Below are 24,203 nucleotides of genomic sequence, written 5' to 3' on the forward strand. Positions count from 1 at the left end.
CTAACTAATATTCTGATCCCAACTGACAACCAGATCGATACAATCAAGCTTGATATCGATGCTGTAAAACTAGAGAGACCGGCCCGGTTACCGAATGGATCTGCAGACTTACACTGTAGAGGTGATAAAACATGCCGATGCTCTGGTTAGCCGCCCAAGTAGCTCAATCCCTGAAGATCAACAACAAATGACTAAAAACGGTAACCTAACTTGCCGAACAGACGGGCATTTTTCAGGTCATCATTGATATCATCCAACTCTTGAGTCCACTGATACCTTGCTTCTGCACCAAAGAATAGTTGTTCACTCATTTTGTAGTGAAGACTCACCCCACCCTGTAGAGCAAAGGCACCCTCATTGACATTACGCCCATCAGCATCGATATAACCAATTCCTGGTCCAAATCCGATTGAGAAGCGATTATCCACACGATAGAGGTAGTGCGGATTCATCTCGAAGCTCGTAATCTCGAGCCCACTGTCATCGTAGTGCGAGTAGCTGAATTGTTGGCGAATTGTGGCGTTGGGTGGCTCAACCAAGAGGCAGTCGAAGGATATCTCCAAGCCAAAGACAAGGTCCGTATCCAATCCATGGGTCTGCGGATCCATAATACCACCGGTGACTGACAAAGTAAGATCCGGATCAAAGCCATCACTCTTAACCGGGAGGAAGCTCCAGTCTTGACCGGCCCGGAGTGCGGAAGTGGTCGAGATCAAACCAGCGCTTAAAATCAGTCCTATAACCGTTTTCTTCATAATTTCTTCCTGAAATATGTCCTAAAACTCAAGTGCGCTGAATGATATCGAACTAAGCTCCGCTAATTTGTGATTTAATGTCAACTATTAGCAAGTTGCACAACAACTCATATCCATCTACCGTTCGATAGCGTCGCGTACCCGCTCCAGTCTTTGCCGGACATCCATCGCCATATCGCCGATTTCAGGTTTCTCAACCAGCTTCAGCACAGCAACCGGATCCATAAATGCCACCGTTATAGAACCATCCTCCTCCTGACGCACCACCACATTGCATGGCAGCAGCAATCCAATATCCGGTTCGGCATCAATCGCCTGATTGGCCAACGGGGGGTTACAGGCACCCAGAATCTTGTAGGGTCTTTTTTCGATTCCGAGCTTCTCTTTCAGTGTTGCCTTGACATCGATTTCGGTCAGCACCCCGAAACCTTCAACTTTCAATGCTGCTACTACACGCTGCTCAATTTCATCGATATCCCCATCAAGGCGAGACTTAAAGCTGTACATTGGATGATCTCCTCGTTGTTCTTATTACCCGGCATCAAACCAGTTCGATTTCTGACCCACTTCGGCCAGTCTTTGAATGATCAAGCGTTGGATAATCCTCATCATCCTGATCAAATCAGGCTTCTATTTTGACATATCCATGCGGAAATTGAGTATCCCGAATAGGGGGGGCAGAACAAATCACTGTATCACTTAACCCGCCAACTAAATGGATTAGGTTCAGCCGAAGCGTGCCTGCCTTTTAAATTCAAACAGTTAGGAGTTCAGAAATACCCTTGCTCTGTGTAGTGACTGTTGACAAGGAAGCAACCGCTCTCTTCGTCGCACACCCTGATCAGGGGGGTTCTCGAAACCCTGAACTTAACCTGTCATGGCGCCGGGTTAAGAACAAGGTGAATCTCATCAAATTCAATAAATTCAATGAGCTGCCGCTAAACTAAGAATACACCCCATGAAGTGAGGCTCTTCGCCAGGGCCGCTAAAATTGAGAGGCCAGAGCAATGAAATCAAAACTGACAGTCGCGTTACCCTGGGTTCTATCCGTCCTGGCTTTCGCCCTGTTGACATTGAGCGAACCATCGATGGCGAATAAATTTGAGACCATTGGCGGCGGCGTCCAAGGCTCAACTAAAATCAAGGTTGAGTATCTGATCACGATCGCTTACGTGGCCAGCGCCATTTTCATGATTGCCGGCATATTGGCTATTGCACTGCACAATCACAATGCGCAAACCCTGAACTATACAATGTGGAAATCTTCAGCGGCGATGTTCTTTATACTGGGCATCGGCATGGCGGTTGCCGGCTACTACATGTCCTAGGGTTTACCGCATCGATCAGATTGAACCATTCGCCGGAGGCACGACATAGAAAAATACAGAGAAAAAGTGCAACACACTACCCGCCAGCACAAACAGATGCCATACCGCATGATGGTAGGCCAGACGTCGCCAGATATAGAAAATCACCCCAAGGGAGTAACATAGGCCGCCTGCCAGCAACAGAACGATCCCACCAGCTTCAACAGCATCTATTAAGGGCTTAATCGCAATCACCACCAGCCATCCAAGCCCCAGATAGAGTGACAGAGAGAGCCATTTCAGGCGCACATCCCTGAACAGCTCCAGCAGCACGCCGACGATGGCAAAACCCCAGACCAGACCAAACAGGGTCCAGCCCCAGCTGCCACGCAAATTGACCAACGTGAAAGGGGTATAGGTACCGGCGATCAGTAAAAAAATTGCTGCATGATCGAAACGCTGCAGCAGTTTTTTTGCCCTCGGCATGGGGATGCCGTGATAGAGCGTGGAGGCAGTATAGAGCAATATCAGGGTTGCGCCGTAGATACTGCAACTGGTGATATGCCAGACATCACCATACAGCACCGCGTAGGTTACCAGTATTGCCAATCCGGCAATACTCAGCAGAATACCGATCCCGTGGGTGACGGCATGAGCGATCTCTTCGCCCAATGTGTACTGGCTTCCTGTAATCTCGGTCTGCATAGCAGGCCTCCTTTCGAGCTGTTGCAAGCGAGAATATCACAGATGCCATTTGGCCACTATTCAGCAAAATCGAGGCGTTCCTGGATTTTCTCCAACCCTTTTGCCGCACACAGCTCATCCTTTTCACCACCCGGCGCGCCACTGACACCAAGCGCTCCTAACTGGTAACCACCTGATTCAATTGGCAGTCCACCCTGTAACACCAAAACACCCGATACGTGATTCATCTCCTGCTGGATATCCCGGCGGTTGTCACGAAACTCCCCGGAGGATATCCCCGAGAGTAAGACTGCATTGGCTTTGTCCCTGGCAATCTGAAGGGTGAATCGACTGGCATGCACATCCCTGAAAACGGCCGTTTCAGCGCCATCCCGATCCACCACCACGGCGGTTACCTGATAACCTTCAGCGCGACAGGCGTCAACCGTATGCTTGACCAGCTGCCAGGCCAGATCAGGATGAAGCCTTTTTACCGTAACCACATCCCCCCCGGCGACCATACTGGGTAACAGCATCAGGCTACAGATGCCTGCATGGAGAAATGATCTGATCATCATCGACAGCATACCCCTTTAGGTTGGAAACTCTCCGGCAAACTTATCAATCCACTCGATGGCAGCCTCCTCCCCGCTGAGAGAGCGACCTTCACTGGTTTTCACCGTCTGCTTGTAGTGCTCGATATAGCACAACTGCTCAACCATACGTACGGCATAGGCGGTCTCTTCTTCAATAAACTTCACCCCGATCAGATAGCAATCCTCCTCCTGCCTGGACCAGACCACCACTCCGGTAGCATGAAACTGAGGTGGTGTGATCGGGATGGCAATGTGAATTTCCGTACCCGGTTCTATATGATCATCCGTCAGAAAACAGAGCCCACCCTCACTGTAGTTTGTCAGTTTTTTACGGTGTGCAGATGCCCTACCGCCCAATTGAAAATCGATGGGCACATCGGTGGGGTGTCTGATATATAGGCGCATGGCGATATAGATTGCTCAGAAGATGGTTACCATCAGGCTTTGTTGAGTCAAGCCATTCGATTCAATACACAATCCCGGTGATAGATACTTTCTCATTATAAACACATGCTGGTCGCTGCTGAACGGTAATCAGCTCCGCTGAAGGATTATTGAGGCCAACCACTTTAACAAAAGCAAAGGTCGGATATTTTTTCAAGGTCGCCAGGGATATTATCCGCATGCAAGGGTCGTAAACTGTCAACCGATAAGCGCCTGAAGCCCAGACTTGCATGTTGATAAGCATCCCCACAAAATCACTGCTATGAAATTTCCCAATTATATTGAAATGATGAGCCGGCTGATCGGCGCTGCTTCGATCAGCAGCGTCAATCCCGAATGGGATATGGGTAACGGTGCCGTGATCGAACTACTGGATAGCTGGTTTGGCTCTCTGGGTTTCGAGACCGAGATCCTGGCCGTTCCCGGCCGTCCCGGAAAACTGAACCTGATCGCCTCATACGGCCGAGGCAGCGATGGACTGGTACTCTCCGGTCATACGGATACAGTCCCATTCGATGAGGACAAATGGCGCTCGGATCCACTTAAGCTGAGTGAAAGGGAGCAACGACTGTACGGCATCGGCACGGCGGATATGAAAGGTTTTTTCGCCGTCATCCTTGAGGCTGTCAGAGAGCTCCCGCTCGATCAACTGAAGAAGCCCTTGGTAATACTGGCCACAGCCGACGAAGAGAGTGACATGTGCGGCGCAAAGTCATTGCTTGAGCTGCATCGCCAGTTGGGCCGCCATGCCGTCATCGGTGAACCCACCGGCCTGAAGCCGGTGCGTATGCATAAGGGGGTGTCTATGGAGTCGATCGTACTCACCGGACAATCCGGTCACTCCAGCAATCCACGGCTTGGCAGAAATGCATTGGATGGCATGCAACTGGTACTTGGTGAGGTGCTGAATTGGCGTACGGACCTTCAGTGTCGTTTTACAAATCCAGCATTCGAAATCGATGTACCCACCCTCAATCTGGGCCATATTCATGGTGGAGACAATCCAAACCGGATCTGCGGTAAGTGCGAACTTCAATTCGATCTTAGATCCCTACCCGGCATGGATTTGCAATTACTCAGAGCGGAACTGAGCGATCGCATCGAATCCTGTCTATCCGATACCGGCCTGGAGTGGCGCTACAAACCACTGTTCGATGGGATACCGGCGGTAGAAACTTCGGCAGAGGCAGCCATTGTCAAAGCGGTGGAGAAATTCACCGACAGCCAGGCGGGCGCCGTGGCATTTGGCACCGAAGCACCCTATCTGAACAGCATGGGCATGGAGACGGTGATCTGTGGTCCGGGAAGTATCGATCAGGCTCACCAGCCGGATGAATACATCCCCCTCGAACATATTCAACCTGCGATTAACCTGATACAGTCACTGATCAGGAAGTTTTGTTTATAGACAGCGGCTTAGGGCTATTCACACAAGATGAAAAAACGCGATCAAAAACTGCAAGACATGTTTGTCGGCTGGTTTCGTGGTTCATCCCCCTATATCCACGCGCATCGCGGACGAACATTTGTAATCACCTTTGGCGGCGAGGCGGTCACTGACAGTGGTTTTGCCAACCTGATTCACGATATTGCACTACTGCACGGTCTGGGTATCAGACTGGTGTTGGTGCATGGCGCCAGGCCGCAAATCGAAGAGCGTCTACAAACCAGAGGCGTTGAAACCCAGTTTGTCGATGGTTTGAGAATCACCGATGATCCGGCGCTGACCTGTGTCAAAGAGGCGGCCGGTGCCGCACGGGTTGAGATAGAGGCCCTGCTCTCAATGGGGCTTGCCAACTCCCCCATGGCCGGGGTAAGGATTCGCGCCGCCTCAGGGAATTTTGTCACCGCCAAACCGCTGGGTGTTAAAGACGGCATCGACTATGGCCATACCGGCGTGGTGCGCAGGGTGGATGCCACTGGTATTGAACAACGGCTTGAATCCGGAGCAATCGCAATCGTGCCCCCGCTGGGGTACTCACCCACCGGCGAAGTCTTCAACCTCAGTTACGCCGATGTGGCCGCCTCGGTAGCCACGGCCCTTGGCGCGGACAAACTGATCGCACTGGTCGAGGTCAAGGGTGTCACAGATTCACGCAAACGCCTGATCACCAGCCTCTCGCCTCGTGAAGTGGATAAATTGCTAACCACCAGGAAAAAGCTCTCCGAAGACCTGAAGCAGAACCTGAAAGCCGCTGTCTCTGCCTGTCGCAGCGGTGTCAAACGTTGCCACCTGATCGACAGACAGCTGGATGGGGGGCTACTCAAGGAGCTGTTTACCAGAGATGGTATCGGCACCCTGATATCGGCAGAACCTTATGAGGAGACCCGTACTGCCCGTATCGACGATGTGGTGGGCCTGCTTGGGCTGATCGAACCCCTGGAAGAGAAGGGTATCCTGGTAAGACGCTCCAGAGAGCTGATCGAGACTGAAATTGACCGTTTCACACTCATGGAGAGGGACGGCATGGTGGTCGCCTGCGCCGCTCTGTACCCCTACCAGCAGGAGTCGATGGCTGAGTTGGCCTGCGTCGTGGTTCACCCTGAATACCGGGGTAGTGACCGGGGTGAACGTTTGCTTGCTCACATGGAGGCAGTCGCCGCCAAACAGGGTATCCGCAGACTGTTCATACTCACCACCCAATCGGCGCAATGGTTCAAGGAGCGGGGCTACGCACCAGGCACCCTGAAGGAGCTGCCGATGCTGAAACGTAAACTCTATAATTATCAGAGAAAATCCAAGGTTTTCATCAAGTCCCTTTAAGACGACAGCGGGCGTTTCGTAGCCGGAATATAAGGGTTTTTCTGGCCCATACAGGGAGATCCCTTATTTCCTTACTATTTTACTCTGTTATACCTCTCATCCAGCTGCTAAAAAGTAGAACATATTCAATTCCTGCTTAGGAGCGGACAATGGAAGATGACCATCTGGATGTGCTGCAGTTATGCGGATATAGCTTGGTCGTGCTCGGGTTTCTCGCCCTGCTAATCAACCATGTCAGCATACTCATGGGTAATCCCTGGCTGATACCCGATTTTATGCGTTTGTATTGAAGTCACTACCATTCAGAATCTGACTCTCCCGTCTGGCGCTATGCCTGGAAAATGACGTGCATGCTGATCATGCCTTGACAACGACCTGTGCTCACCAGTTCAGCATCCGACCCCATCTACTGACACCAGGCTCAGTCGTGACGCTGCCGATTCACTCCATAAACAGTAGAGGTTAGATGGATTGAATGACTACGGTAATAGACAGCTATCCTGAAACCAGCGCCTAGAATTGATTCTCTACTACTCTCATGCGATGAATGAGCTACGGCGCTTAAACAGCAAATTATTTCAATGGACATCCAACTCAGGATAGTAAAGTTCTATTATCTTAAATATGCCGACATGGGGCTATCGATGCTAGGGCCTGTGTCCCCACTCCTTAATCAACACGATTTCCCGGCGTCTGCGACAAACAGTTGCTGCTTAAACTATTAATTCCTGGAATACTGACAGAACGGTCACACTGATTAGGGCTTACTGGCTTTTTTACCCGAAGTATGATTAATTTGATCGCTGCTTAAATATATTCAGGATATTATTAACAGGGAGCTGATAGATGGGATATTTGGTTTGGACTAGGGAACTCGAAACAGGAATCGAAGTCATCGATGGACAACATGAGCGTATCGTCGACTATATCAACAAACTCCATGATGCCAGACTGAACAATGATCTGAATGCGATTGGCGATATCATTGCAGCAACTGTTGATTACACTATGTCTCACTTCAGTTTTGAAGAAGCACTGATCGAAGATGCCGGATATGAATTTGTGAGGCCTCACAAAAAAGTTCATGAGCTGTTTATTCGCAGGGTTTCTGAATTTCAGGATCGTTTCAAAAACGGCGAAGATATCTCTGCGGAACTACACGACCTATTGGCCCGCTGGTTGTTCAATCACATACGCAATGATGATGCCGCGTATGTTAAAGCGGTAAAAAACAACATGCTTGAGATTGCTGCCGACAAGGAGAAACAAGGTGGGTTTGCGAAATCTTTTAGGCGACTCTTCAGTGGAAAATAGTACATCTATGGATTGAGCACAGGCTCAACCAACTTAAGATTTGAAGATAAACCACTGCATAGAATTTTACCGGACTCCTGAAAACACCGGGCAGAGCGGAGCATTCGCGATGGCTTCCGGGATTAATGCTGGACGATTTTATCCCCACAAAGAAAATAGCGGTCCTTACCCTCATGCTTTGCATTGTCGCGGCGCGCGTTCACCACTTCCAGCATTTGTGACCACTCCTCGATATTATCGGCTACGCGTTCACAAACACTGATACTGGCGGTAACCGGACTGCCGTCAGGCAGTGTACCCAATCCTTTGCTGTGTATGCGTTTCACCGTGATTGCAGCCCCGTCGCAGTCGGTACCGGGTAGCAACAACAGAAACACCTTTTCACCCCATCGCACCAGCATATCGCTATGCCTGAGATCATCGTGCAGAATATCGGCGGCCTCAACGACCACATGGTCGTACGTGGCATAATCGAATTCAGCAATGATGTTCTCCGCATTATCCAGATCGACCAAGGCGATACTCAGGTTCCCCCCATGGACATAAGCCTGCTCGAACGCCTTGACCAGGCTCTGCATTCCGGATTTTCTCGTTTGCGCCCCGGTTACCGGGTCATGATCCGCTCGGGTGATCAGCGCAATCATGTATTGCAGCTGCAGAGTCGCGGCAAACAGTACCACACCCAGAATGATGCAAAGCAACCACAGCATTGCAAAAATCTGATCCACTGGCACCGTGGCATAGTAACTCCAGCCGGTTATTGTCAGCAGTACCAATAACAGCGAAATGACCATGCCCTCAATAACCGATAGCGGGAATAATCCAATCAGACCAATCGCCACATAAGGCAGTATGGTATAGAGCTGAAGCGCCAGTTGCCCCATTTCCTGATCGGTTACCGGAGTTAAAAAATGCGCGGAGGCAAAAAAAGTCAGCGGCAGGTTGATCAACAATCCCCCCAACACCAACAAATTCTTCTTTAGATCATTCTCTGCTGTTTTGTAACGGGATAGGTAATAAAAATGGCCTGTTGAGATCAATCTGATCACCACGATGGGTAACAAGACATCCAATGGCAGCAGTAGATAGTCGACAATGATCCACAGGGGTATCAGAAGGGTAAATAACGACGCCACGAAACGAACCCGATCACCGATCAGAATCGCTCTGTGTTTTTTCATATAATCGGGGTGATCTTCCGCAGAGAGCAGATCGTCCAGCTCCTGCATCGAATAGATACGTGAATTGACACCGAGATGTTTGATATATGAGTGCACCAATGACATTTGATTAAATCACCCCAAGCCCCGAATTCTGCATAGTATACACCACCCACCCAACACTGATATTAAGGTGCCGGGTTTATATTACATGAAATCCCGTTATTGTCTGACTAGGACCTGTTAACACGAATCCAACCGGCACTGTTGTGACTATTTTTTATCAAACTGGGGGGTTGCCCCTGAAAAAGCACCACTCTGCGTCGCTCGTCGTTCATTTGGAATAGCCAAACCTCTCTCCCCGCGCCTTGATTGACGCTTTTTCAGGGGCAACAGGACCGATTGGATTCGTGGTAACAGGCCCTGGATCCCACTACTCCAGGCAAAAAAAAGCGGCAGTTGCAAAATTCAACTACCGCTAACTTTGGCAAATTCGTCCTTGAATCAGGGGTTACAAATGTGACTTCAGAAAACCGTTTTGGTCACCGGGTTGTCTCAACGGATCAATCATCCAGTTCAACCTTATCGATCGTGCCATCAAAACCTTCATCCTTGAGCTGGATGGTGCTACCAATACTCAATTCGGAAAAAAACTGCTCCATGCTCACTGATTCGTCATCAATCTCATATTCAGCTGACGATTCAACCGGAAATGTCGCACCAAGCAGGGTCAGCGAACTACCTGAAGCATAAGCTTCTAGCGGGGCTTCTATCTCCAGATCCGAGAGTTCATCCTCTCTTTTTGCCTTCACGGCAGTGAGTTCACCGGCAGACTGGATCGCTTCGATTTCGATGAAATCTCCAGACATCAGCTCACTCAGATTGAAGCTGTCATCATCATCCAGATCAGAATCCGAGTCATCTTTATAGTAAGTGGCATTGTTGAACTGCACCATCAGGGTTCTACCACCACCCAGATCCAATGTCACTGTACCGTTTTTCTCATCAGTTGCCGTCACATTGGAGACAGCCGCTTCTATTTCAATCTCACCCCCTTCTGACTCAACCTTTTCGGCTACCAGAAGTTCACCTTGCATATGACCTTCCACCTCGAGTCTCATGCCGGCTGTTAAGCTACCTTCAAGGCTTGAAGGCTTATAGACAGTGGTTGGGGAGACGACGAACTCAACGCCATCCAGTGAGTAAACCTGATCACCACTGACCACCAGAATACCCTCCAGCGAGATATCGTCATCGCGATCCTCAAGCCGATCGCTATCTTCCGTTTCAATGTGCACGGCTTCCACGATACCGCCCCGATCTCTCAACTCCACTTCCACAAACAGTCCGACTGGATCCTCGGGTATATCGAGCTCAACCTGATCACTCAATGGATAGGGGCCTGCAATCGCACCATTCTGCAGCACCAGCGCAATACCATTCTCATCATAGGAAGCCACAGTGCCTTTGATCTCAAAATCATCTTCACCATCCGACTGTAACTCAATGCGTGATGCGACAATCTGGCTACCATCGAAGTAACCACTCACTTCCAATTCCTGCCCTTCGGCCAGACCCTGGTAGCTGGCGCCGTCATCAAATACCGTCTCATTGATGTCAGCCTGTACCGCCATTCCCAATATGGTAAAGGTTGTCACCAGTTCGCCCTGAACCAGACTTCCGTTATCGATCGGTCCCTCCAGATCGTCATCATATTCAATATGATCCGCTATCCCTGTCGTACCATCATCACTGACCTGCCCTTCGACCCGAACCACCATGCCCAGACCCAGAGCACTGTCATCAAACTCCTGCTCGCCATCCACCTCGTAGCTGGTCTGGCTGGTATCAAACTTAATCCCATTCACATAGACACTGCCGAATCCATCGATTTTACCGACAGTTGTCACTGAGGAACTACTGCTACTACTACTGTCACCACCACCTCCTCCTCCACAGGATCCAAGACCGGTGGCAATGGCAACCATCAAACAAGAAATTTTTTTATACCGTGTCATGGCCTATCCTCCCGCTGGTTAGGGCCAGATGCGCTGAAGCAATCCTTAATCAAACTTTAAAAAATGGGAATATTTTCCCAATATTGGAAATTATAGCGCTCATTCTCATAACTTCAAGAAAAAAATCAAAAACGAGAATAAATATAAGGTATTGATTTATATCACTAAAATAAATTACGGTGTTTTTTAGTAATCAAACGGAGGGTATGAAAGGTCTTCAGAGGCGGAAATCAAACGATTTGGCTGCCGGTCAGGAAACGGTGATTATGATGAGATCTCGATACTTTCCGGGGGAGCGACTTTCAGAACCTCTTCTATGGTGGTCAGGCCCTTCATCACTTTCTGTGCGCCACTCAGGCGCAGTGGCCGCATACCGTCGCTGATCGCCTGACGGCGCAACTGATTGATGTCACAGTCACTGGTGATCAGGCGCTTGATCGCAGAGTTGATCACCATCATTTCATAGATTCCGACCCGCCCGTAATAACCTGTCTGTCGACACTCAAGACAGCCTACCGGCTGACAGACAGTCGTGGGCTTATTCTTCGCCCGCAGCGGTGTGATCATGGTCTCCCACATCTCCTCATCGAGAGAAACGCGCTCTTTGCAGTGAGGACACAAGGTACGGGTCAAACGCTGTCCAAGCACCCCCAACAGGGTGGCCTTCAAAAGATAGGGCGGCACACCGATCTCCAACAGCCTGGTAATCGCCGACGGCGCATCATTGGTGTGCAAGGTGGAGAAAACCAGATGACCGGTCAACGAAGCCTGTACTGCCATCTCAGCGGTCTCACGATCCCGGATCTCACCCACCATGATGATATCCGGATCCTGTCTCAACAGGGTTCTCACACCACTGGCGAAATCAAGATTGATATTATGCTGCACCTGCATCTGATTGAAACTTGGCTCAACCAGCTCGATCGGGTCCTCCACCGTACAGACATTGACCTCTGGTTTAGCCAGCTCTTTGAGGGTTGTATAGAGTGTGGTGGTTTTTCCCGAGCCGGTTGGCCCGGTCACCAGAATGATACCGTTGGGTCGGCTGATCATGTCGCCCCATTGAGCGGACTCCGCCTGGGAAAAGCCCAGTGCGCGATAGTCTTTGACCAACACCTCGGGATCGAATATCCGCATCACAAGCTTTTCGCCAAACGCGGTGGGCATGGTGGATAGGCGCAACTCCACCTCACCTCCCTGGTTGCTACGGGTCTTCAAACGGCCGTCCTGGGGACGGCGCTTCTCTGAAACATCCATACGACCCAGAATTTTGATTCGGGAGGTGACCGCCGTGCCGACAGAGGGAGGAATCTGGTAGACCATCTGCATCACGCCGTCGATGCGGAAACGAACATTGGTCTGGTTGCGGGTCGGCTCGATATGGATATCACTGGCCCGCTGGCTGTACGCGTACTGCAGCAGCCAGTCGACGATATTGACCACATGCTGATCATCCACATCCAGCTTGCCACTGCGTCCCAGCTCCATCAGCTGTTCCAGGTTCTGCACCCCGGAAGGCCCCGCCTCCTGACTATCATCATGGGCTGCCCGCACAGATCTTGAGAGACTGTAGAACTCGACCAGATAGCGCTCGATCTCGACCGGGTTTGCGATCACTCGGGTAATCGCTTTATTCAGAATCGGGGCAAGTTCCATCTCCCACTCGGTGAAAAACGGCTCTGCCGTGGCAATTACCACCTCATCGGGTTTGACCTCCAGGGCTATGATATTGAAGCGCTTGGCATAGGCGTAGGACATCACGGCGGTGATTGCCGGAACATTGATCTTCAACGGATCGATATACACCAGTGGGAGGTTCACCCGCCGCGCCAACCAGTCGGTCAACAGATCAAGGTCGAGAACTGTCTGGGGATTACGCTGATCTGGCCACTTATGTTCGGCGATCATCACCAGTGGATGACTGGTCCGCTTCGCTCCCTGATTGACCGCACTGACCGTCTCCGCCAGCTGTTTTTCGATCAATCCGTCTTCCACCAGCCAGTCGAGCAGATCAACCAGCTCCAACTGCCGATCATTGATTGTTTGATATATCATCGATTCATCAAATCCAGATGCGTTCAATCATAGTATACAGATCCCGAACCACAGTTATCGATCCTCTGCGCGCACACATTGCGAAGATTAAGACAACAGACTCCAAAGAAAATTGGTAACACGCCCTATACGCTGGGTTAACGGCCGTTTCCCTATTATTTAAAATCCTCAATCCAAGCCATTCCATTAGGGCCTGTTAGCACTGATCCAATACCTCCTGTTGTGCCGAAAAAAAACACATAACTACAACAGCCTCTATTTATATTACTTTTATCAGCAAGGAAACACTTTGGAGTAGGATTTTCAGGATACGCACAAAGCCAGTTATAATGTGCAGTATGCAAAACATTGATACCGGAAAAGTCACCCTCAGCCTGGAAGACAACCGCTATGTCCTAGCGGTTATCTATACCAATGATGAGATCGAAAAAGAGGATGTTAAACCGGTTACCGACTATCTTGATCAGTTCAAGGAACCGATTCCAATACTAATTGAACGCGCAGGACACTACTCAATCTCGGTTATGGTGCAGATTGTTATGCTGCAACAGACAAAGAACCGTCTCAAAGCCGCCGCCTTTGTCGAGCGAAATAACCGTGATGTACTGATGACCCGCATTGCAGCCAACACTTATTTCAAGGATATCGAAGTGAAATCCTTCTTCGAAAAGCAGCAGGCAGTGGCCTGGCTGACGGAAAACCATGCCACAGAACCACTTCTAGCCGACTCATAGCCTTCATAAAGGCAGGCTGGATTTATCCACGACCCGACGCAATACAAAGCTGGAATGGACACCGGTCACACCCTCGATTCTGGTGATCTTGTTCAATAACAACGCCTGATAGTCATCCATGTCACGCACCACCACCTTGATCTGGTAATCGGCGTCCTGACCGGTTATCAACAGGCACTCCAGTACCTCGGGCATGGCCTCGACCTTTGTTTCAAAATTCTCGAACCGCTCCGGGGTATGCCGATCCATTGAGATATGCACCAACGCCATCAGATTCAGACCAAGCTGCTTGCTGTCCAGATGGGCACGGTAACCGGCGATCACCCCGGATTCCTCCAAGGCCCGCACGCGACGCAGACAGGGGGAAGAAGAGAGGCCGATGCGCTCAGCCAGCTCCTGGTTACTGATCCGTCCCTCTTCCTGCAATATCTGCAGAAGATGTTTGTCGTAACGATCCAGATTCATTGCATATTTCTCTATTCTGTCCAAGTGAGCAATATTTTTGCTTTATTTTATTAGATATTAGAGTTATTTGCTATTTCTATTAAATATTAGGCTATAATTAGCAACCATTCACCGGCAGAATTGCATTAGGCTTTCCACATGGCCACAAGTCATACCAACCGCTCTTAAACCAAAAGTTGCAGAGCACGCGAGGCGCCCCACAAGGGCCACGACCGCTGTCATGCAAGCCCGTGGCAGCCAGACAGCAAGGACCCCTGCCAGGAGACAACCGTGAGACGTTTTGACCACAGAAAATATCGAGCCAACCCGGCCAATCCGATGCCGGGTCGCCAATGGCCTGACAACACCATTGAGGCGGCGCCCATCTGGAGCAGTGTCGATCTGCGTGATGGCAATCAGGCTCTGTTGGAGCCTATGAACGTGACCCAAAAGCGACGCCTGTGGAATCTCCTGGTAAGCCTGGGCCTGAAGCAGATCGAGGTCGGCTTTCCCTCAGCCAGCCAATCCGACTACGATTTTGTCCGCCTGCTGATCGAGGACGATCTGATCCCTGAGGATGTCACCATCCAGGTGCTGGTTCAGGCCCGCGAATCATTGATCAAGAAGACCTTCGAGGCATTGCGCGGCGCCCGCAGAGCGATCGTACATGTCTACAACTCCACTTCCACAATACAGCGGGAACGGGTTTTCAAACGGGACCGGGATGGTATCAAGGCGATTGCTGTCGAGGGTGCGGAAATGGTCAAAAAAGAGGCGGCCAACCACCCGCAGACCGAATGGATTTTCGAGTACTCCCCTGAGAGCTTTTCCAATACCGAATGGGACTACGCGGTGGAAGTCTGCGATGCAGTCATCGAGGTCTGGCAACCCAGCCCGGCAGCCCCCTGCATCATCAACCTGCCGGCGACCGTCGAGAGCTCCACCCCCAACCTGTTTGCCGACCAGGTGGAGTATTTCTGTCGACAGGTATCGAGACGGGATTCCGTGGTGATTTCGGTGCATACCCATAATGACCGGGGCAGTGCCGTGGCAGCCGCCGAGCTGGCACTGCTTGCCGGCGCCGATCGGGTCGAAGGCACTCTGCTTGGCAATGGGGAACGTACCGGCAACATGGACATTGTCACCCTGGCGATGAATCTCTATAGCCAGGGTATCGATCCTATGCTCGACCTCTCCAATCCGGATGAGATCATCCAGGTCTACCGTGACACCACCGGTCTGCCGGTTCACCCGCGTCACCCATGGATTGGTGAGCTGGTCTATACCGCATTCTCCGGCTCCCATCAGGATGCGATCCGCAAATGTCTGCATGAGCAGCAGGAGCAGGAACCCTGGCAGGTGGCCTATCTGCCCATCGATCCACGGGACATTGGTCGCGACTACCAGGCGGTGATACGGGTCAACAGCCAATCCGGGAAAGGTGGTGTCGCCTATGTACTGGAACGGGACTATGGTCTGGTATTGCCCCGTTGGCTGCAGGTGGAACTGGCCAACATCGTGCAGCAGGAGTCGGAGCAGCATCAGGGTGAGGTCAGCAGTGAGACCATACATCAGCTGTTCACTCAGCACTTCGTCAGCCAACAGGGACCCTATCAACTGGCGGGATACCGCATCGATCGCCAATCCGGCTCAGAGGAGATCCAGGCCGAATTGCAGACTGAATCGGGTAACGCCACCATCAAAGGAGAGGGTAAAGGCGCAATATCCGCGTTCATCGATGCCCTGTCACAACGGGCCGGTATACCGATTCAGGTCATCGACTATGTGGAACACGCGATTGGTGAGGGTGCGGATGCCGAAGCGGCGGCGTATGTCCTGTTGAACTATATGGGGCACCGTACCGCCGGTGCATCGATCAGCCGGGATACCGTTAATGCCTCATTGAATGCGGTACTCTCCGCAATCAACCTGGCGATAACCGAACAGCAGGCTGCCTGACAGATCAGATGAAAGGTGGCCCGCCTGTCAGACAGGTTAAGGCCACCTCGATTGATCCGTCAGCCAAAAGCTGAGCGGACGACTGATCAGCTACTGGCGAATCCCTTCTATCGAGAGTTCCAGCTGTACCGTTTTGGAGGCTGGTCCCAAATCGAACGGGATACCGAAATCGGCCAGGGCAATCTCAGTGGTGCCAAAGAAGCCGCGACGATAGCCGCCCCAGGGATCGTCACCATGTCCGATATGCTGCACATCGATCTCTACCGGCTTAGTGACACCACGCAGGGTCAACTCTCCCTGCAGACTGGCCTTGCCATCACCCAGCTCCTTAAAGCCGGTGGAGACAAATTTCGCGGTTGGATATTTATCCACATAGAGGAAGTCTTCCCCACGAAGGTGCTTATCACGCTCAGCGTGATTACTGTCGACGCTTGCCGGTTTGATATCGACCATCACTTTGGCCGCAGCAGGATTCTTTTCGTCATAGCTGAACTGACCACTGAAATCGTTGAAGCGGCCAAACAGCCAACTGTAACCCAGATGCTTGATCCTGAACTGTATGAAGGCATGAGCACCTTTTTTATCGATGGTGTATTCCGCAGCATTCAATGGCAGAACAACGGCAAATGAAAGTAAACCCAATAACAAATATCTCTTAATCATCTCCAATCACTCCTAAGTAGTATTTCGGGAATCACTCCCCGGTAAAAAAACCAGCAGACAAAACCTTCCATATCAATCTGCTGATAAATCTCTTCATGGCTGGGTGACCCTTAGGCTTCAGCCCGACCTCTATTCAGTTGCTGGGTAATGGTGGCCACCCGGGCGCCATAAGCTTCTGCCGTGGCCAGGTCACCCGTGGAAGGTGCATCTCCAGGATTGACCTGAAAACTGGCCGCCATTGGACCGATATAGGAACCGAGCCGATTCAACACTTCCGGCCCGGGCCCCTGAATATGGTTCATTGATTCCGGATCACTGGCCGCCGGATGCATCCCCAGACTGACAAAGATCATGCCCTGCTGCATAGCATTGATCATCAGACCGACCAGGGTGTTCATCTTGTCACCCGAGAAAGAGCTCGAATTGGTAAAGGCGCCGGCCACCTTATCCTTCCAGGCCTGGGTGAACCATTTGGCCGCCGCAGTCTCGAGGAACTTTTTCATCTCCGCCGACATGCTGCCCATATAGGTCGGACTGCCGAAGATAATGGCATCCGCATCATCCAGCCGATTCAGATCGGCACCGGCCTCCTCTGCGGTGAGCAGCAGGGCGTCGACACCATCGACAGCTGCGGCGCCCCGCTCCACCGCTTCTGCCTGTAACTTGGTATGCCCAAATCCGCTGTGATAGATAATGGCCACAGTTGTCATAGCGATTTCTCCTGATACTGAATTGAATCTTTGGTTTGACTGTTCATAGTGCCTAGCGACCCAACATCCGTAGCAGGGTCTGGTCACGATCGAAAAAGTGGTGTTTGAAAGCGGCCAACAGATGCAGTGCGGAGACCACGACCACACTCCAGGCCAGATAGAGATGCACTTTCCCGGCAATATCCTCCTGCTGATCCAGGCCACTGATGGTGGCGGGAATGGCAAACCAGTCGAATACCTCCAACGGCCTGCCATCGGCGGTCGAAATCAGATAACCACTGACCATCAACAGGAACAGCATCAGATAGAGCAGCTGATGAACCCACACGGCCGCCGCACGTTCATAGGGTTTGTGGGTCTGTAGATGGGCCGGCCTGGGATTGCCCAGCCGCCAGATCAGCCGGAACAGCAGCAGAAAGAACAGCATCACGCCGATCCCTTTGTGCCACCAGGGCCCAAGCTGGTACCAGGCATCGTAGTAACCAAGACTGCGCATCCACAGGCCCAGACCGAACAGACCATAGACGGCAACGGCCACCAGCCAGTGCAATCCGATGGCCACCGCGCCATAACGCTCCCTATCATTGCGCATCCTCATCCGAAGCGTCCCTCCTGGTAGTCACTGAAAGCTTGTTTGATCTCCTCCTCGGTGTTCATCACGAAGGGGCCACCTCGGGCGATCGGCTCACCCAACGGCTCTCCCGCAACCAGTATCATCCGGCTCGGCTGTTGCGCTGTGATCTCTATCCCTGGTGCTTGATCCAACACCGCCAGCCTCCTGCCGCTGAGTGACTGATCACCGATCTCAACAGCACCACTCAGCAGATAGACGAAGGCGTTGTAGTGGGCTTCGATCGGCTCGAAAAACTGCGCGCCCGCCTCAAGCGTGATATCAAAAAAGCGTGCAGGCGTCTTCAGATCCGTTACCGGCCCCCGGGTATGTTGTGAGGTCTCACCGGCGATGACACGAATCTCGACACCGTTACTCCGCTGTTCACGGGGGATCTGCTGTTGATCGAACTCCTGGTAGCGGGGTTCTGTCATTTTGTCTCTGGCCGGCAGATTGACCCAGAGCTGAAAGCCGGCCAGCAGCCCATCCTGCTGTTGCGGCATTTCCGAATGGATTACGCCCCGGCCTGCGGTCATCCACTGCACACCGCCGGTTTGCAAAATCCCGGTGTGACCGGCGTTGTCCCGGTGTTCCAGTTTTCCGGCCATCAGGTAGGTCACGGTTTCAAACCCCCGGTGAGGATGGGGCGGGAAACCACCGATATAGTCATCCGGATCATCAGAACGAAAATCATCCAACAGCAGAAATGGATCGAGTTGCATCAGTTGCGGTCCCCCAATCAGGCGGGTCAATCGAACACCCGCACCATCAGACGTCTCCTGTCCGGTGAGCACCTGCTGCACAGAGCGTGTTTTGTTGAGTACTTCCGACATGGCAACCTCCAAGCTAGAAACCTAGCGTTACAATTGGTTATAAGCCGATTGTAGATTGCCATTTCAGGATATAAAGACCCTAAAATAAGAAACACTATTGCATTATTTGCAACAATAGCCGATTCTATAAGAATAAATGTCCTATTTTTTCAGGAAATTCTAGAGGTTGCGGACCTTGAACATGAGGAGAGTCGGAGCATGAATCGCCTGGAGTCTCTGGAGAGTTTTGTCGCTGTGGTTGAGTCCGGCCAGTTCACTATTGCTGCGGATCGATTGGGTATCGGCAAATCGGTGATCAGCCGGCGTGTCTCCGAGCTGGAAGAGCATCTGGGCGCCCTGCTGTTGCACAGGACCACCAGAACCCTCTCGTTAACCGATGCAGGCAGGGAGTTCTATCCCCGGGCCGTTCAGGTTCTTGAGGATCTGGATGAGGCGGAACAGTCGGTTTCCCGCTCCCAGCAAGACCTGAGTGGACGGCTTCGGCTCGCCGCCCCCCTCTCCTTCGGCCTGTTTCATCTATCCAATGCATTGAACGGCTTCAGCAATCTACATCCACGCGTGGTACTGGACATCGATCTCAATGACAGTGAGGTGGATCTGGTGCAGGAGGGGATCGATCTGGCGTTGAGAATTGGGGATCTCGACAACTCCACCATGGTTGCCCGCCCCCTCGCACCGATCAACTTTGTGCTCTGCGCCAGCCCGGAGTATCTGCAGCGAATGGGCACTCCCCACTCAGCTGAGGATCTGGCCGGGCATCGGGGGCTCTGTTACAGCAATCTCCCGGAACCGCAGAAGTGGCCCTTCATCGACCCGACAGGTCGAGCGCTGACCATCCGTATTCCACTACAGATGCAGGCCAACAACGGTCAGCTGCTGCTGGATGCCGCCAGCGCTGGCCAGGGGATCTGCCTCTCACCCACTTTCATTGCCTATCAGGCGATCCTGGATGGTCGTTTGCAACCGATCCTTACCGACTACCACATACCCCCGGTCACCGCCTACGCGGTCTACCCGAACCGCCGTTTCATCCCCCAACGGGTAAGAGCTCTGGCAGACTATCTACGGCAGCAGTTCGGTGATCACCCCTATTGGGACGATGGGTTGGCGCATGTCATCTCATGAGATACCGGAGCGATCGAACTGCGAAAGAAAAGTCACCACGTCACAATCCTCAACGACTTTTAGTACATCAGCAGGGTGTTGTGCCTGCTCCACGCCCACGGCATCAGCAAGTCTTGTTTTCACTTCGTGCTGATAAGCCTTTAACAGGCTCACGACCTGATCCCTGGCATATTGCTGCACAATAGCCTGCTCTCGCTTGTCATGGTCCGGCAACAGGGTGACTTCGGCTGAGCGGCGGATCATGCAGGTCTTGCCACTCTCCTCCTCGGAAGCGGTCATCGGTCCTGTTTTGGTGTATCGCTTCTCCTGATAGATAAATTTCTGACCCGGTTTGAGAAGAGGAAAGCGCATAAAAAACCTCGCAACGAAATCCTGTCGGTTGAGTCACAGGTCACTCTGACCCCACTCCAGAAAACAGCTGATGATTTTAATCTGCCGGCACAGCCTTATAAATAGTCATACCTGAGAGATGATATCCGGGATGCGATCCGGCTGCTGTTGACACTTACCGCATCAAACGCTGTAACACCGTTGCCAGAAAGCCGTGGGGGGGAAAGTTTTCTGTATCAACGGTTATTGCCAGCTGACACTCTTCCTCTGTCAGCGGCTCAGCAACTCTCTGCTGCAGCTCCAACACAGACAGATCCGCCTCGGAAGCATCCCCGCCCTGATCGCGTCTGGCAATAATCCGTTCACACAGTTGAGCCGGGGAGGCATGGCAATCCAGAATCAGCAACGGCACCTGAAGGCGGTTGGCGAGCTGATGAATGGGGCTTCTCTGCCACCCTTTGAGAAAGGTCGCATCGATGATCACCGAGAAACCAGCCTGTAACAGCCCACGAGCTAAACCCGCCAGGTGATGATAGGTGGTCTTGGTTGCCTCAGAGCTATAGCGGTCTGAAGCTGTATCCACTGCCGCTCCCTCGGGTGGTGGAAAGAGCCGCTTTCTCTCGACATCCGAACGAATCCTGATCGCCATCAGCTGTTCGGCCAGTTGACCGCTGACTGTGCTCTTGCCCGATCCCGACAGCCCATAGGTAATCACCAGGGAGGCCGGTGGGTGACAAACCAGCTTTTCTGCCAGGCTGAGGTAACTCAGATACTCTTCCAGAGTCGCCATCTGATCCGCCGGGGAGAGATCCGCTTGGCAGACTCGAATGGCACTGACCTTGGCCCTGACCATGGCGCGATAGAGCAGATAGAACCTGAGCAGAGGCAGGCCGGCATAATCCCCCGTCGCCTCAAGATAACGATTCAACAACTGATCAGACAACGCATACAATCCACGATGCTGCAGATCCATCAACAAAAAGGCGATATCGCTGAGGGTGTCGATCCAACGCAAATCGGGGTTGAATTCGATCCCATCAAAGGGGGTGATCCGCTGCTGATAGAGGACGATATTGCCCAGATGAAGGTCTCCATGACACTCTCTGATCGATCCCCCCAGATAGCGCTCCTCAATCAGTTCGGCAAGTTGCTCTGCCTGATACTCGGTCCAGGTCTGCAGGGGATTGAGGCGCTCGATCTCAAGCAGCGGCTGTTTCAACGCCCTTATCACCCGGAAGTTCTCCATCATCGGCGCGATCACCTTCTCAACACCACCCTGAGGCAACTCCGAAGCCCGGTCGGCACGCCGATGAAAATCCGCAATCATCAACGCTAGACGGTCGACAAGCGGGGGATCCAGGGTCAATCTGTCAAACAGATCCTGTTGGCGAAAGCGGGCCATCTTCAGCGCAAACTCCTGTACCTCCCGCTGGCCACCGATCTCGGGCTGCTCCACGGAACCCCTTATCGCAACAACCCCTAGGTAGAGCTGGGGAGCGAAACGCTGATTGAGACGCAGCTCCTCGGCACAGCAGAGTTGCCGTCTCTCAAGGGTGGAGTAGTCGAGAAACCCCAGATTCAAGGGCTTTTTGATCTTGTAGACAAAATCCCCGATCAGCAGCAGGTGGGATATATGGGTCTCGATATGCTCGACCCGCTCAACCCCATGACCAAAGCACTCCGGATGCGCCAGCAACTGAGCCACAAGCTGATTTTGTCTCGCCAGATCTCTCATGTCGCCAGCCATGTTTGCGTGATCTCTTGACTAAATATTAGATAGTGCTAATATAGCGTCCACTTTTTGATCGTATGCAGCAGGTTACGATCCTCCACGCCGTTTAACGACATGCATACAAACGGTATTAGACTGATCAAAACTTACAGTTTAGAGGCCATTTCATGAATATTGACCGCATTGTGCTTGCCTTCGCAGGCTTCGCCATCCTATTGAGCGTAGCACTCTCACACTACCATCACCCCTATTGGCTTTTCTTCACCGCCTTTGTCGGTATCAACCTGTTGCAGTCCGCTTTCACAGGTTTCTGCCCGCTGGCGATGATTCTGAAAAAACTGGGTCGCAGCAGCGGTTCTGCTTTCTGATCCGCTCATCCCCCTACCGATTGGTTGGCATGGCGCAGGGATGCGCCAGTTTAGTCGACCTCAGTCTCATCCACTTCTATCGGTTCCGCCTGCAGATCATGAGCTGTCGCAGCGGTAATCTTCACTTTGATGAAGTCCCCCGGCTCAAGCTCCCACCCCCCCGGAATAATTACTCGCCCATCGATCTCCGGCGCATCGGCTGAACTGCGGGCAATGACCTGTTTCTGATTCACTTCGTCGATCAGCACAATCATCTCCTTACCCACTTTGGCCTGCAATCGCTGCCGACTGATCTCTGCCTGTACCTGCATGAAACGGGCCTGCCGCTCTTCCCTGACCTCCATAGGCAGCGCCCCGGGCAGTTGATTGGCAGCCGCCCCATCCACCGGGGAGTAGGCAAAACAACCGACTCGATCGAGTTGGGCCTCCTGGAGAAACGCCAGCAGGTCTTCAAATTCCGCCTCGGTCTCGCCAGGAAAGCCGACGATGAAGGTACTTCTCAGGGTCAGTTCGGGACAGCTTCTGCGCCAGCGGGCGATCCTCGAAAGTACTTTTTCCGTAGCCGCCGGTCTTCTCATCTGTTTCAGCACACGCAGGTTGCCATGCTGCAGCGGCATATCGAGATAGGGAAGGATATGGCCATCCGCCATTAGCGGGATCAGGTCATCCACATGCGGATAGGGATAGACATAGTGCATCCGTACCCAGGCCTGCAACTCACCCATGGCGGCGGCCAGATCTTTCAGTTTTGAGCTCACCGGCCGGCCCTGCCAAAAATCGGGGCGATATTTCAGATCCACCCCATAGGCGCTGGTATCCTGGGATACCACCAGTAATTCCCGAACACCGGACTCGACGAGGCGCTCAGCTTCCAGCATCACCTCAGCAAACGGGCGGCTCACCAGGGGACCTCGCAGATCCGGGATAATGCAGAAACTGCAACTGTGATTACACCCTTCGGAGATCTTCAGATAGGCGTAGTGCCTGGGCGTCAGTTTGATCCCTTCAGGGGGCAACAGGCTGGTGAAGGGATCATGCGGGGCCGGCATTTGATCATGTACCGCCTCGACCACCTCCTCATAGGCGTGGGGACCGGTTACCGCCAGCACTTTCGGATAGGTGGATCTGATTCTTGATTCATCCTTGCCCAGGCAGCCGGTAACGATCACTTTGCCGTTCTCCTGCAGTGCCTCACCGATCGCCTCCAACGACTCTTCCACCGCAGAGTCGATAAAACCACAGGTGTTGACGATCACCAGGTCGGCCTCTTCATAACTGCCGATAAGGTCATAACCTTCGGCGCGCAAACGGCTGAGAATACGTTCAGAATCCACCAGATTTTTGGGACAACCCAGTGAGACAAAACCGATATTCTTAGCACGATCTGGCATAGCCAACCTCTTTCAGGACAATCATTAACATCAGCGTCTTTTGTCCACACCATAGTCACAGATGACGCCAGTTTAATCTGTTCGGAATCGGGTTCAAACCAAACACACCCAAAAAACATGGGGAAGCGGAAAATTTCGCGTTGCGACACTCAAAAAATTGGCATCAGGAGAGGGAATCGGTCAATTGGACGGAGTTGTTGGTTTGGG

25 protein-coding genes are annotated in these 24,203 nt (G+C 52.1%); 9 read left to right on the forward strand and 16 right to left on the reverse strand.

Annotated elements, in window-relative coordinates; genetic code table 11:
- Window positions 1-191 precede the first annotated feature (191 nt).
- Together AC4IE8_RS05540 and AC4IE8_RS05545 are read right to left on the reverse strand one after the other, a co-directional pair.
- Window positions 192-755, reverse strand: a complete 564-nt coding sequence (locus AC4IE8_RS05540; protein ID WP_068990159.1) for an outer membrane beta-barrel protein — start codon at window positions 753-755, stop codon at window positions 192-194.
- A gap of 117 nt (window positions 756-872) precedes the next feature.
- A complete protein-coding gene (locus AC4IE8_RS05545) occupies window positions 873-1,262 on the reverse strand; it encodes a DUF302 domain-containing protein (protein WP_068990155.1) in 390 nt (129 codons plus the stop codon).
- A 500-nt stretch (window positions 1,263-1,762) separates the two neighbouring features.
- Here AC4IE8_RS05545 and AC4IE8_RS05550 point away from each other — a divergent pair, with 500 nt between their 5' ends.
- Complete coding sequence (locus AC4IE8_RS05550; protein WP_068990154.1) at window positions 1,763-2,083, forward strand: hypothetical protein; 321 nt, start codon at window positions 1,763-1,765, stop codon at window positions 2,081-2,083.
- Between the two features lie 15 nt (window positions 2,084-2,098).
- Here the strand turns inward: AC4IE8_RS05550 and trhA are convergent, their stop codons facing one another.
- The 3 genes from trhA to AC4IE8_RS05565 are packed head-to-tail and all read right to left on the reverse strand — an operon-like array spanning window position 2,099 to window position 3,747.
- A complete protein-coding gene (trhA, locus tag AC4IE8_RS05555) occupies window positions 2,099-2,767 on the reverse strand; it encodes a PAQR family membrane homeostasis protein TrhA (protein ID WP_068990151.1) in 669 nt (222 codons plus the stop codon).
- Window positions 2,768-2,823: 56 nt separating this feature from the next.
- Window positions 2,824-3,324, reverse strand: a complete 501-nt coding sequence (locus AC4IE8_RS05560) for a GlcG/HbpS family heme-binding protein (RefSeq protein WP_490790513.1) — start codon at window positions 3,322-3,324, stop codon at window positions 2,824-2,826.
- A gap of 15 nt (window positions 3,325-3,339) precedes the next feature.
- A complete protein-coding gene (locus tag AC4IE8_RS05565) occupies window positions 3,340-3,747 on the reverse strand; it encodes a PilZ domain-containing protein (RefSeq protein WP_068990149.1) in 408 nt (135 codons plus the stop codon).
- Window positions 3,748-4,048: 301 nt separating this feature from the next.
- Between AC4IE8_RS05565 and argE the strand changes: the two genes are divergently transcribed.
- The 4 genes from argE (at window position 4,049) to AC4IE8_RS05585 (ending at window position 7,864) form a co-directional block, all read left to right on the forward strand.
- Window positions 4,049-5,194 (forward strand): acetylornithine deacetylase, encoded by a 1,146-nt coding sequence (gene argE, locus AC4IE8_RS05570; protein ID WP_490790514.1) that lies wholly within the window; start codon window positions 4,049-4,051, stop codon window positions 5,192-5,194.
- 27 nt (window positions 5,195-5,221) lie between these two features.
- Window positions 5,222-6,550, forward strand: a complete 1,329-nt coding sequence (gene argA, locus AC4IE8_RS05575; protein WP_068990141.1) for an amino-acid N-acetyltransferase — start codon at window positions 5,222-5,224, stop codon at window positions 6,548-6,550.
- Between the two features lie 149 nt (window positions 6,551-6,699).
- Window positions 6,700-6,840: a hypothetical protein gene (locus AC4IE8_RS05580; RefSeq protein ID WP_490790515.1), complete on the forward strand. Its 141-nt coding sequence runs from the start codon at window positions 6,700-6,702 to the stop codon at window positions 6,838-6,840.
- A 556-nt stretch (window positions 6,841-7,396) separates the two neighbouring features.
- The gene (locus AC4IE8_RS05585) at window positions 7,397-7,864 is read left to right on the forward strand and encodes a bacteriohemerythrin (RefSeq protein WP_068990138.1); all 468 of its coding nucleotides are present in this window, start codon (window positions 7,397-7,399) and stop codon (window positions 7,862-7,864) included.
- A 122-nt stretch (window positions 7,865-7,986) separates the two neighbouring features.
- On the opposite strand, the gene AC4IE8_RS05590 is transcribed toward AC4IE8_RS05585, so the two are convergent.
- The 3 genes from AC4IE8_RS05590 to tfpB form a co-directional block, all read right to left on the reverse strand.
- Window positions 7,987-9,150, reverse strand: coding sequence for a GGDEF domain-containing protein (locus AC4IE8_RS05590; RefSeq protein WP_068990135.1), 1,164 nt, complete (start codon window positions 9,148-9,150; stop codon window positions 7,987-7,989).
- Between the two features lie 437 nt (window positions 9,151-9,587).
- Window positions 9,588-11,042, reverse strand: coding sequence for a DUF5666 domain-containing protein (locus AC4IE8_RS05595; protein ID WP_490790516.1), 1,455 nt, complete (start codon window positions 11,040-11,042; stop codon window positions 9,588-9,590).
- 264 nt (window positions 11,043-11,306) lie between these two features.
- Entirely contained in the window at window positions 11,307-13,097 is a 1,791-nt protein-coding gene (gene tfpB, locus AC4IE8_RS05600) for a type IV pilus assembly ATPase TfpB (RefSeq protein ID WP_490790517.1), read from the reverse strand.
- Between the two features lie 338 nt (window positions 13,098-13,435).
- On the opposite strand from tfpB, the gene AC4IE8_RS05605 reads away from it, so the two are divergent.
- On the forward strand, window positions 13,436-13,831 hold the full coding sequence (locus tag AC4IE8_RS05605; protein WP_068990128.1) for a hypothetical protein: 396 nt from the start codon (window positions 13,436-13,438) through the stop codon (window positions 13,829-13,831).
- A gap of 3 nt (window positions 13,832-13,834) precedes the next feature.
- Here AC4IE8_RS05605 and AC4IE8_RS05610 read toward each other — a convergent pair whose 3' ends face one another.
- Window positions 13,835-14,296 (reverse strand): Lrp/AsnC family transcriptional regulator, encoded by a 462-nt coding sequence (locus tag AC4IE8_RS05610; RefSeq protein WP_490790518.1) that lies wholly within the window; start codon window positions 14,294-14,296, stop codon window positions 13,835-13,837.
- 270 nt (window positions 14,297-14,566) lie between these two features.
- Between AC4IE8_RS05610 and leuA the strand changes: the two genes are divergently transcribed.
- Window positions 14,567-16,234: a 2-isopropylmalate synthase gene (leuA, locus tag AC4IE8_RS05615; protein ID WP_490790519.1), complete on the forward strand. Its 1,668-nt coding sequence runs from the start codon at window positions 14,567-14,569 to the stop codon at window positions 16,232-16,234.
- Window positions 16,235-16,324: 90 nt separating this feature from the next.
- Here the strand turns inward: leuA and AC4IE8_RS05620 are convergent, their stop codons facing one another.
- From AC4IE8_RS05620 to AC4IE8_RS05635, 4 genes are all read right to left on the reverse strand, one after another.
- Window positions 16,325-16,897, reverse strand: coding sequence for a YceI family protein (locus tag AC4IE8_RS05620; RefSeq protein WP_490790520.1), 573 nt, complete (start codon window positions 16,895-16,897; stop codon window positions 16,325-16,327).
- Between the two features lie 110 nt (window positions 16,898-17,007).
- Complete coding sequence (locus AC4IE8_RS05625) at window positions 17,008-17,607, reverse strand: flavodoxin family protein (protein WP_068990127.1); 600 nt, start codon at window positions 17,605-17,607, stop codon at window positions 17,008-17,010.
- A 52-nt stretch (window positions 17,608-17,659) separates the two neighbouring features.
- A complete protein-coding gene (locus AC4IE8_RS05630) occupies window positions 17,660-18,205 on the reverse strand; it encodes a cytochrome b (RefSeq protein ID WP_490790521.1) in 546 nt (181 codons plus the stop codon).
- Window positions 18,202-19,050 (reverse strand): pirin family protein, encoded by an 849-nt coding sequence (locus AC4IE8_RS05635; RefSeq protein WP_068990123.1) that lies wholly within the window; start codon window positions 19,048-19,050, stop codon window positions 18,202-18,204. The genes AC4IE8_RS05630 and AC4IE8_RS05635 overlap by 4 nt, the downstream gene beginning before the upstream one ends.
- A gap of 198 nt (window positions 19,051-19,248) precedes the next feature.
- Between AC4IE8_RS05635 and AC4IE8_RS05640 the strand changes: the two genes are divergently transcribed.
- Window positions 19,249-20,175 carry a LysR family transcriptional regulator gene (locus AC4IE8_RS05640; RefSeq protein WP_068990121.1) on the forward strand — a complete coding sequence of 309 codons (927 nt, stop codon included), beginning with the start codon at window positions 19,249-19,251 and terminating at the stop codon, window positions 20,173-20,175.
- Here AC4IE8_RS05640 and AC4IE8_RS05645 read toward each other — a convergent pair.
- Both AC4IE8_RS05645 and AC4IE8_RS05650 read right to left on the reverse strand, forming a co-directional pair.
- Complete coding sequence (locus tag AC4IE8_RS05645; RefSeq protein ID WP_068990118.1) at window positions 20,170-20,526, reverse strand: hypothetical protein; 357 nt, start codon at window positions 20,524-20,526, stop codon at window positions 20,170-20,172. The two genes, AC4IE8_RS05640 and AC4IE8_RS05645, sit on opposite strands and share 6 nt — an antisense overlap.
- Window positions 20,527-20,680: 154 nt before the next feature.
- A complete protein-coding gene (locus tag AC4IE8_RS05650; protein WP_490790522.1) occupies window positions 20,681-22,252 on the reverse strand; it encodes a bifunctional aminoglycoside phosphotransferase/ATP-binding protein in 1,572 nt (523 codons plus the stop codon).
- Window positions 22,253-22,404: 152 nt separating this feature from the next.
- Here AC4IE8_RS05650 and AC4IE8_RS05655 point away from each other — a divergent pair, with 152 nt between their 5' ends.
- A complete protein-coding gene (locus AC4IE8_RS05655) occupies window positions 22,405-22,605 on the forward strand; it encodes a YgaP family membrane protein (RefSeq protein ID WP_068990115.1) in 201 nt (66 codons plus the stop codon).
- Window positions 22,606-22,655: 50 nt separating this feature from the next.
- On the opposite strand, the gene rimO is transcribed toward AC4IE8_RS05655, so the two are convergent.
- Window positions 22,656-23,996, reverse strand: a complete 1,341-nt coding sequence (gene rimO, locus AC4IE8_RS05660; RefSeq protein WP_068990113.1) for a 30S ribosomal protein S12 methylthiotransferase RimO — start codon at window positions 23,994-23,996, stop codon at window positions 22,656-22,658.
- Between the last annotated feature and the right edge of the window lie 207 nt (window positions 23,997-24,203).

It is taken from the genome of Candidatus Thiodiazotropha sp. AKAK2, from assembly GCF_058244685.1.

What these genes read in the sequence shown, in the direction of transcription:
- AC4IE8_RS05540 (WP_068990159.1), bottom strand. Translation starts at nt 755, where the DNA reads ATGAAGAAAACGGTTATAGGACTGATTTTAAGCGCTGGTTTGATCTCG.
- AC4IE8_RS05545 (WP_068990155.1), bottom strand. Translation starts at nt 1,262, where the DNA reads ATGTACAGCTTTAAGTCTCGCCTTGATGGGGATATCGATGAAATTGAG.
- AC4IE8_RS05550 (WP_068990154.1), top strand. Translation starts at nt 1,763, where the DNA reads ATGAAATCAAAACTGACAGTCGCGTTACCCTGGGTTCTATCCGTCCTG.
- trhA (WP_068990151.1), bottom strand. Translation starts at nt 2,767, where the DNA reads ATGCAGACCGAGATTACAGGAAGCCAGTACACATTGGGCGAAGAGATC.
- AC4IE8_RS05560 (WP_490790513.1), bottom strand. Translation starts at nt 3,324, where the DNA reads ATGATGATCAGATCATTTCTCCATGCAGGCATCTGTAGCCTGATGCTG.
- AC4IE8_RS05565 (WP_068990149.1), bottom strand. Translation starts at nt 3,747, where the DNA reads ATGCGCCTATATATCAGACACCCCACCGATGTGCCCATCGATTTTCAA.
- argE (WP_490790514.1), top strand. Translation starts at nt 4,049, where the DNA reads ATGAAATTTCCCAATTATATTGAAATGATGAGCCGGCTGATCGGCGCT.
- argA (WP_068990141.1), top strand. Translation starts at nt 5,222, where the DNA reads ATGAAAAAACGCGATCAAAAACTGCAAGACATGTTTGTCGGCTGGTTT.
- AC4IE8_RS05580 (WP_490790515.1), top strand. Translation starts at nt 6,700, where the DNA reads ATGGAAGATGACCATCTGGATGTGCTGCAGTTATGCGGATATAGCTTG.
- AC4IE8_RS05585 (WP_068990138.1), top strand. Translation starts at nt 7,397, where the DNA reads ATGGGATATTTGGTTTGGACTAGGGAACTCGAAACAGGAATCGAAGTC.
- AC4IE8_RS05590 (WP_068990135.1), bottom strand. Translation starts at nt 9,150, where the DNA reads ATGTCATTGGTGCACTCATATATCAAACATCTCGGTGTCAATTCACGT.
- AC4IE8_RS05595 (WP_490790516.1), bottom strand. Translation starts at nt 11,042, where the DNA reads ATGACACGGTATAAAAAAATTTCTTGTTTGATGGTTGCCATTGCCACC.
- tfpB (WP_490790517.1), bottom strand. Translation starts at nt 13,097, where the DNA reads ATGATATATCAAACAATCAATGATCGGCAGTTGGAGCTGGTTGATCTG.
- AC4IE8_RS05605 (WP_068990128.1), top strand. Translation starts at nt 13,436, where the DNA reads ATGCAAAACATTGATACCGGAAAAGTCACCCTCAGCCTGGAAGACAAC.
- AC4IE8_RS05610 (WP_490790518.1), bottom strand. Translation starts at nt 14,296, where the DNA reads ATGAATCTGGATCGTTACGACAAACATCTTCTGCAGATATTGCAGGAA.
- AC4IE8_RS05620 (WP_490790520.1), bottom strand. Translation starts at nt 16,897, where the DNA reads ATGATTAAGAGATATTTGTTATTGGGTTTACTTTCATTTGCCGTTGTT.
- AC4IE8_RS05625 (WP_068990127.1), bottom strand. Translation starts at nt 17,607, where the DNA reads ATGACAACTGTGGCCATTATCTATCACAGCGGATTTGGGCATACCAAG.
- AC4IE8_RS05630 (WP_490790521.1), bottom strand. Translation starts at nt 18,205, where the DNA reads ATGAGGATGCGCAATGATAGGGAGCGTTATGGCGCGGTGGCCATCGGA.
- AC4IE8_RS05635 (WP_068990123.1), bottom strand. Translation starts at nt 19,050, where the DNA reads ATGTCGGAAGTACTCAACAAAACACGCTCTGTGCAGCAGGTGCTCACC.
- AC4IE8_RS05640 (WP_068990121.1), top strand. Translation starts at nt 19,249, where the DNA reads ATGAATCGCCTGGAGTCTCTGGAGAGTTTTGTCGCTGTGGTTGAGTCC.
- AC4IE8_RS05645 (WP_068990118.1), bottom strand. Translation starts at nt 20,526, where the DNA reads ATGCGCTTTCCTCTTCTCAAACCGGGTCAGAAATTTATCTATCAGGAG.
- AC4IE8_RS05650 (WP_490790522.1), bottom strand. Translation starts at nt 22,252, where the DNA reads ATGGCTGGCGACATGAGAGATCTGGCGAGACAAAATCAGCTTGTGGCT.
- AC4IE8_RS05655 (WP_068990115.1), top strand. Translation starts at nt 22,405, where the DNA reads ATGAATATTGACCGCATTGTGCTTGCCTTCGCAGGCTTCGCCATCCTA.
- rimO (WP_068990113.1), bottom strand. Translation starts at nt 23,996, where the DNA reads ATGCCAGATCGTGCTAAGAATATCGGTTTTGTCTCACTGGGTTGTCCC.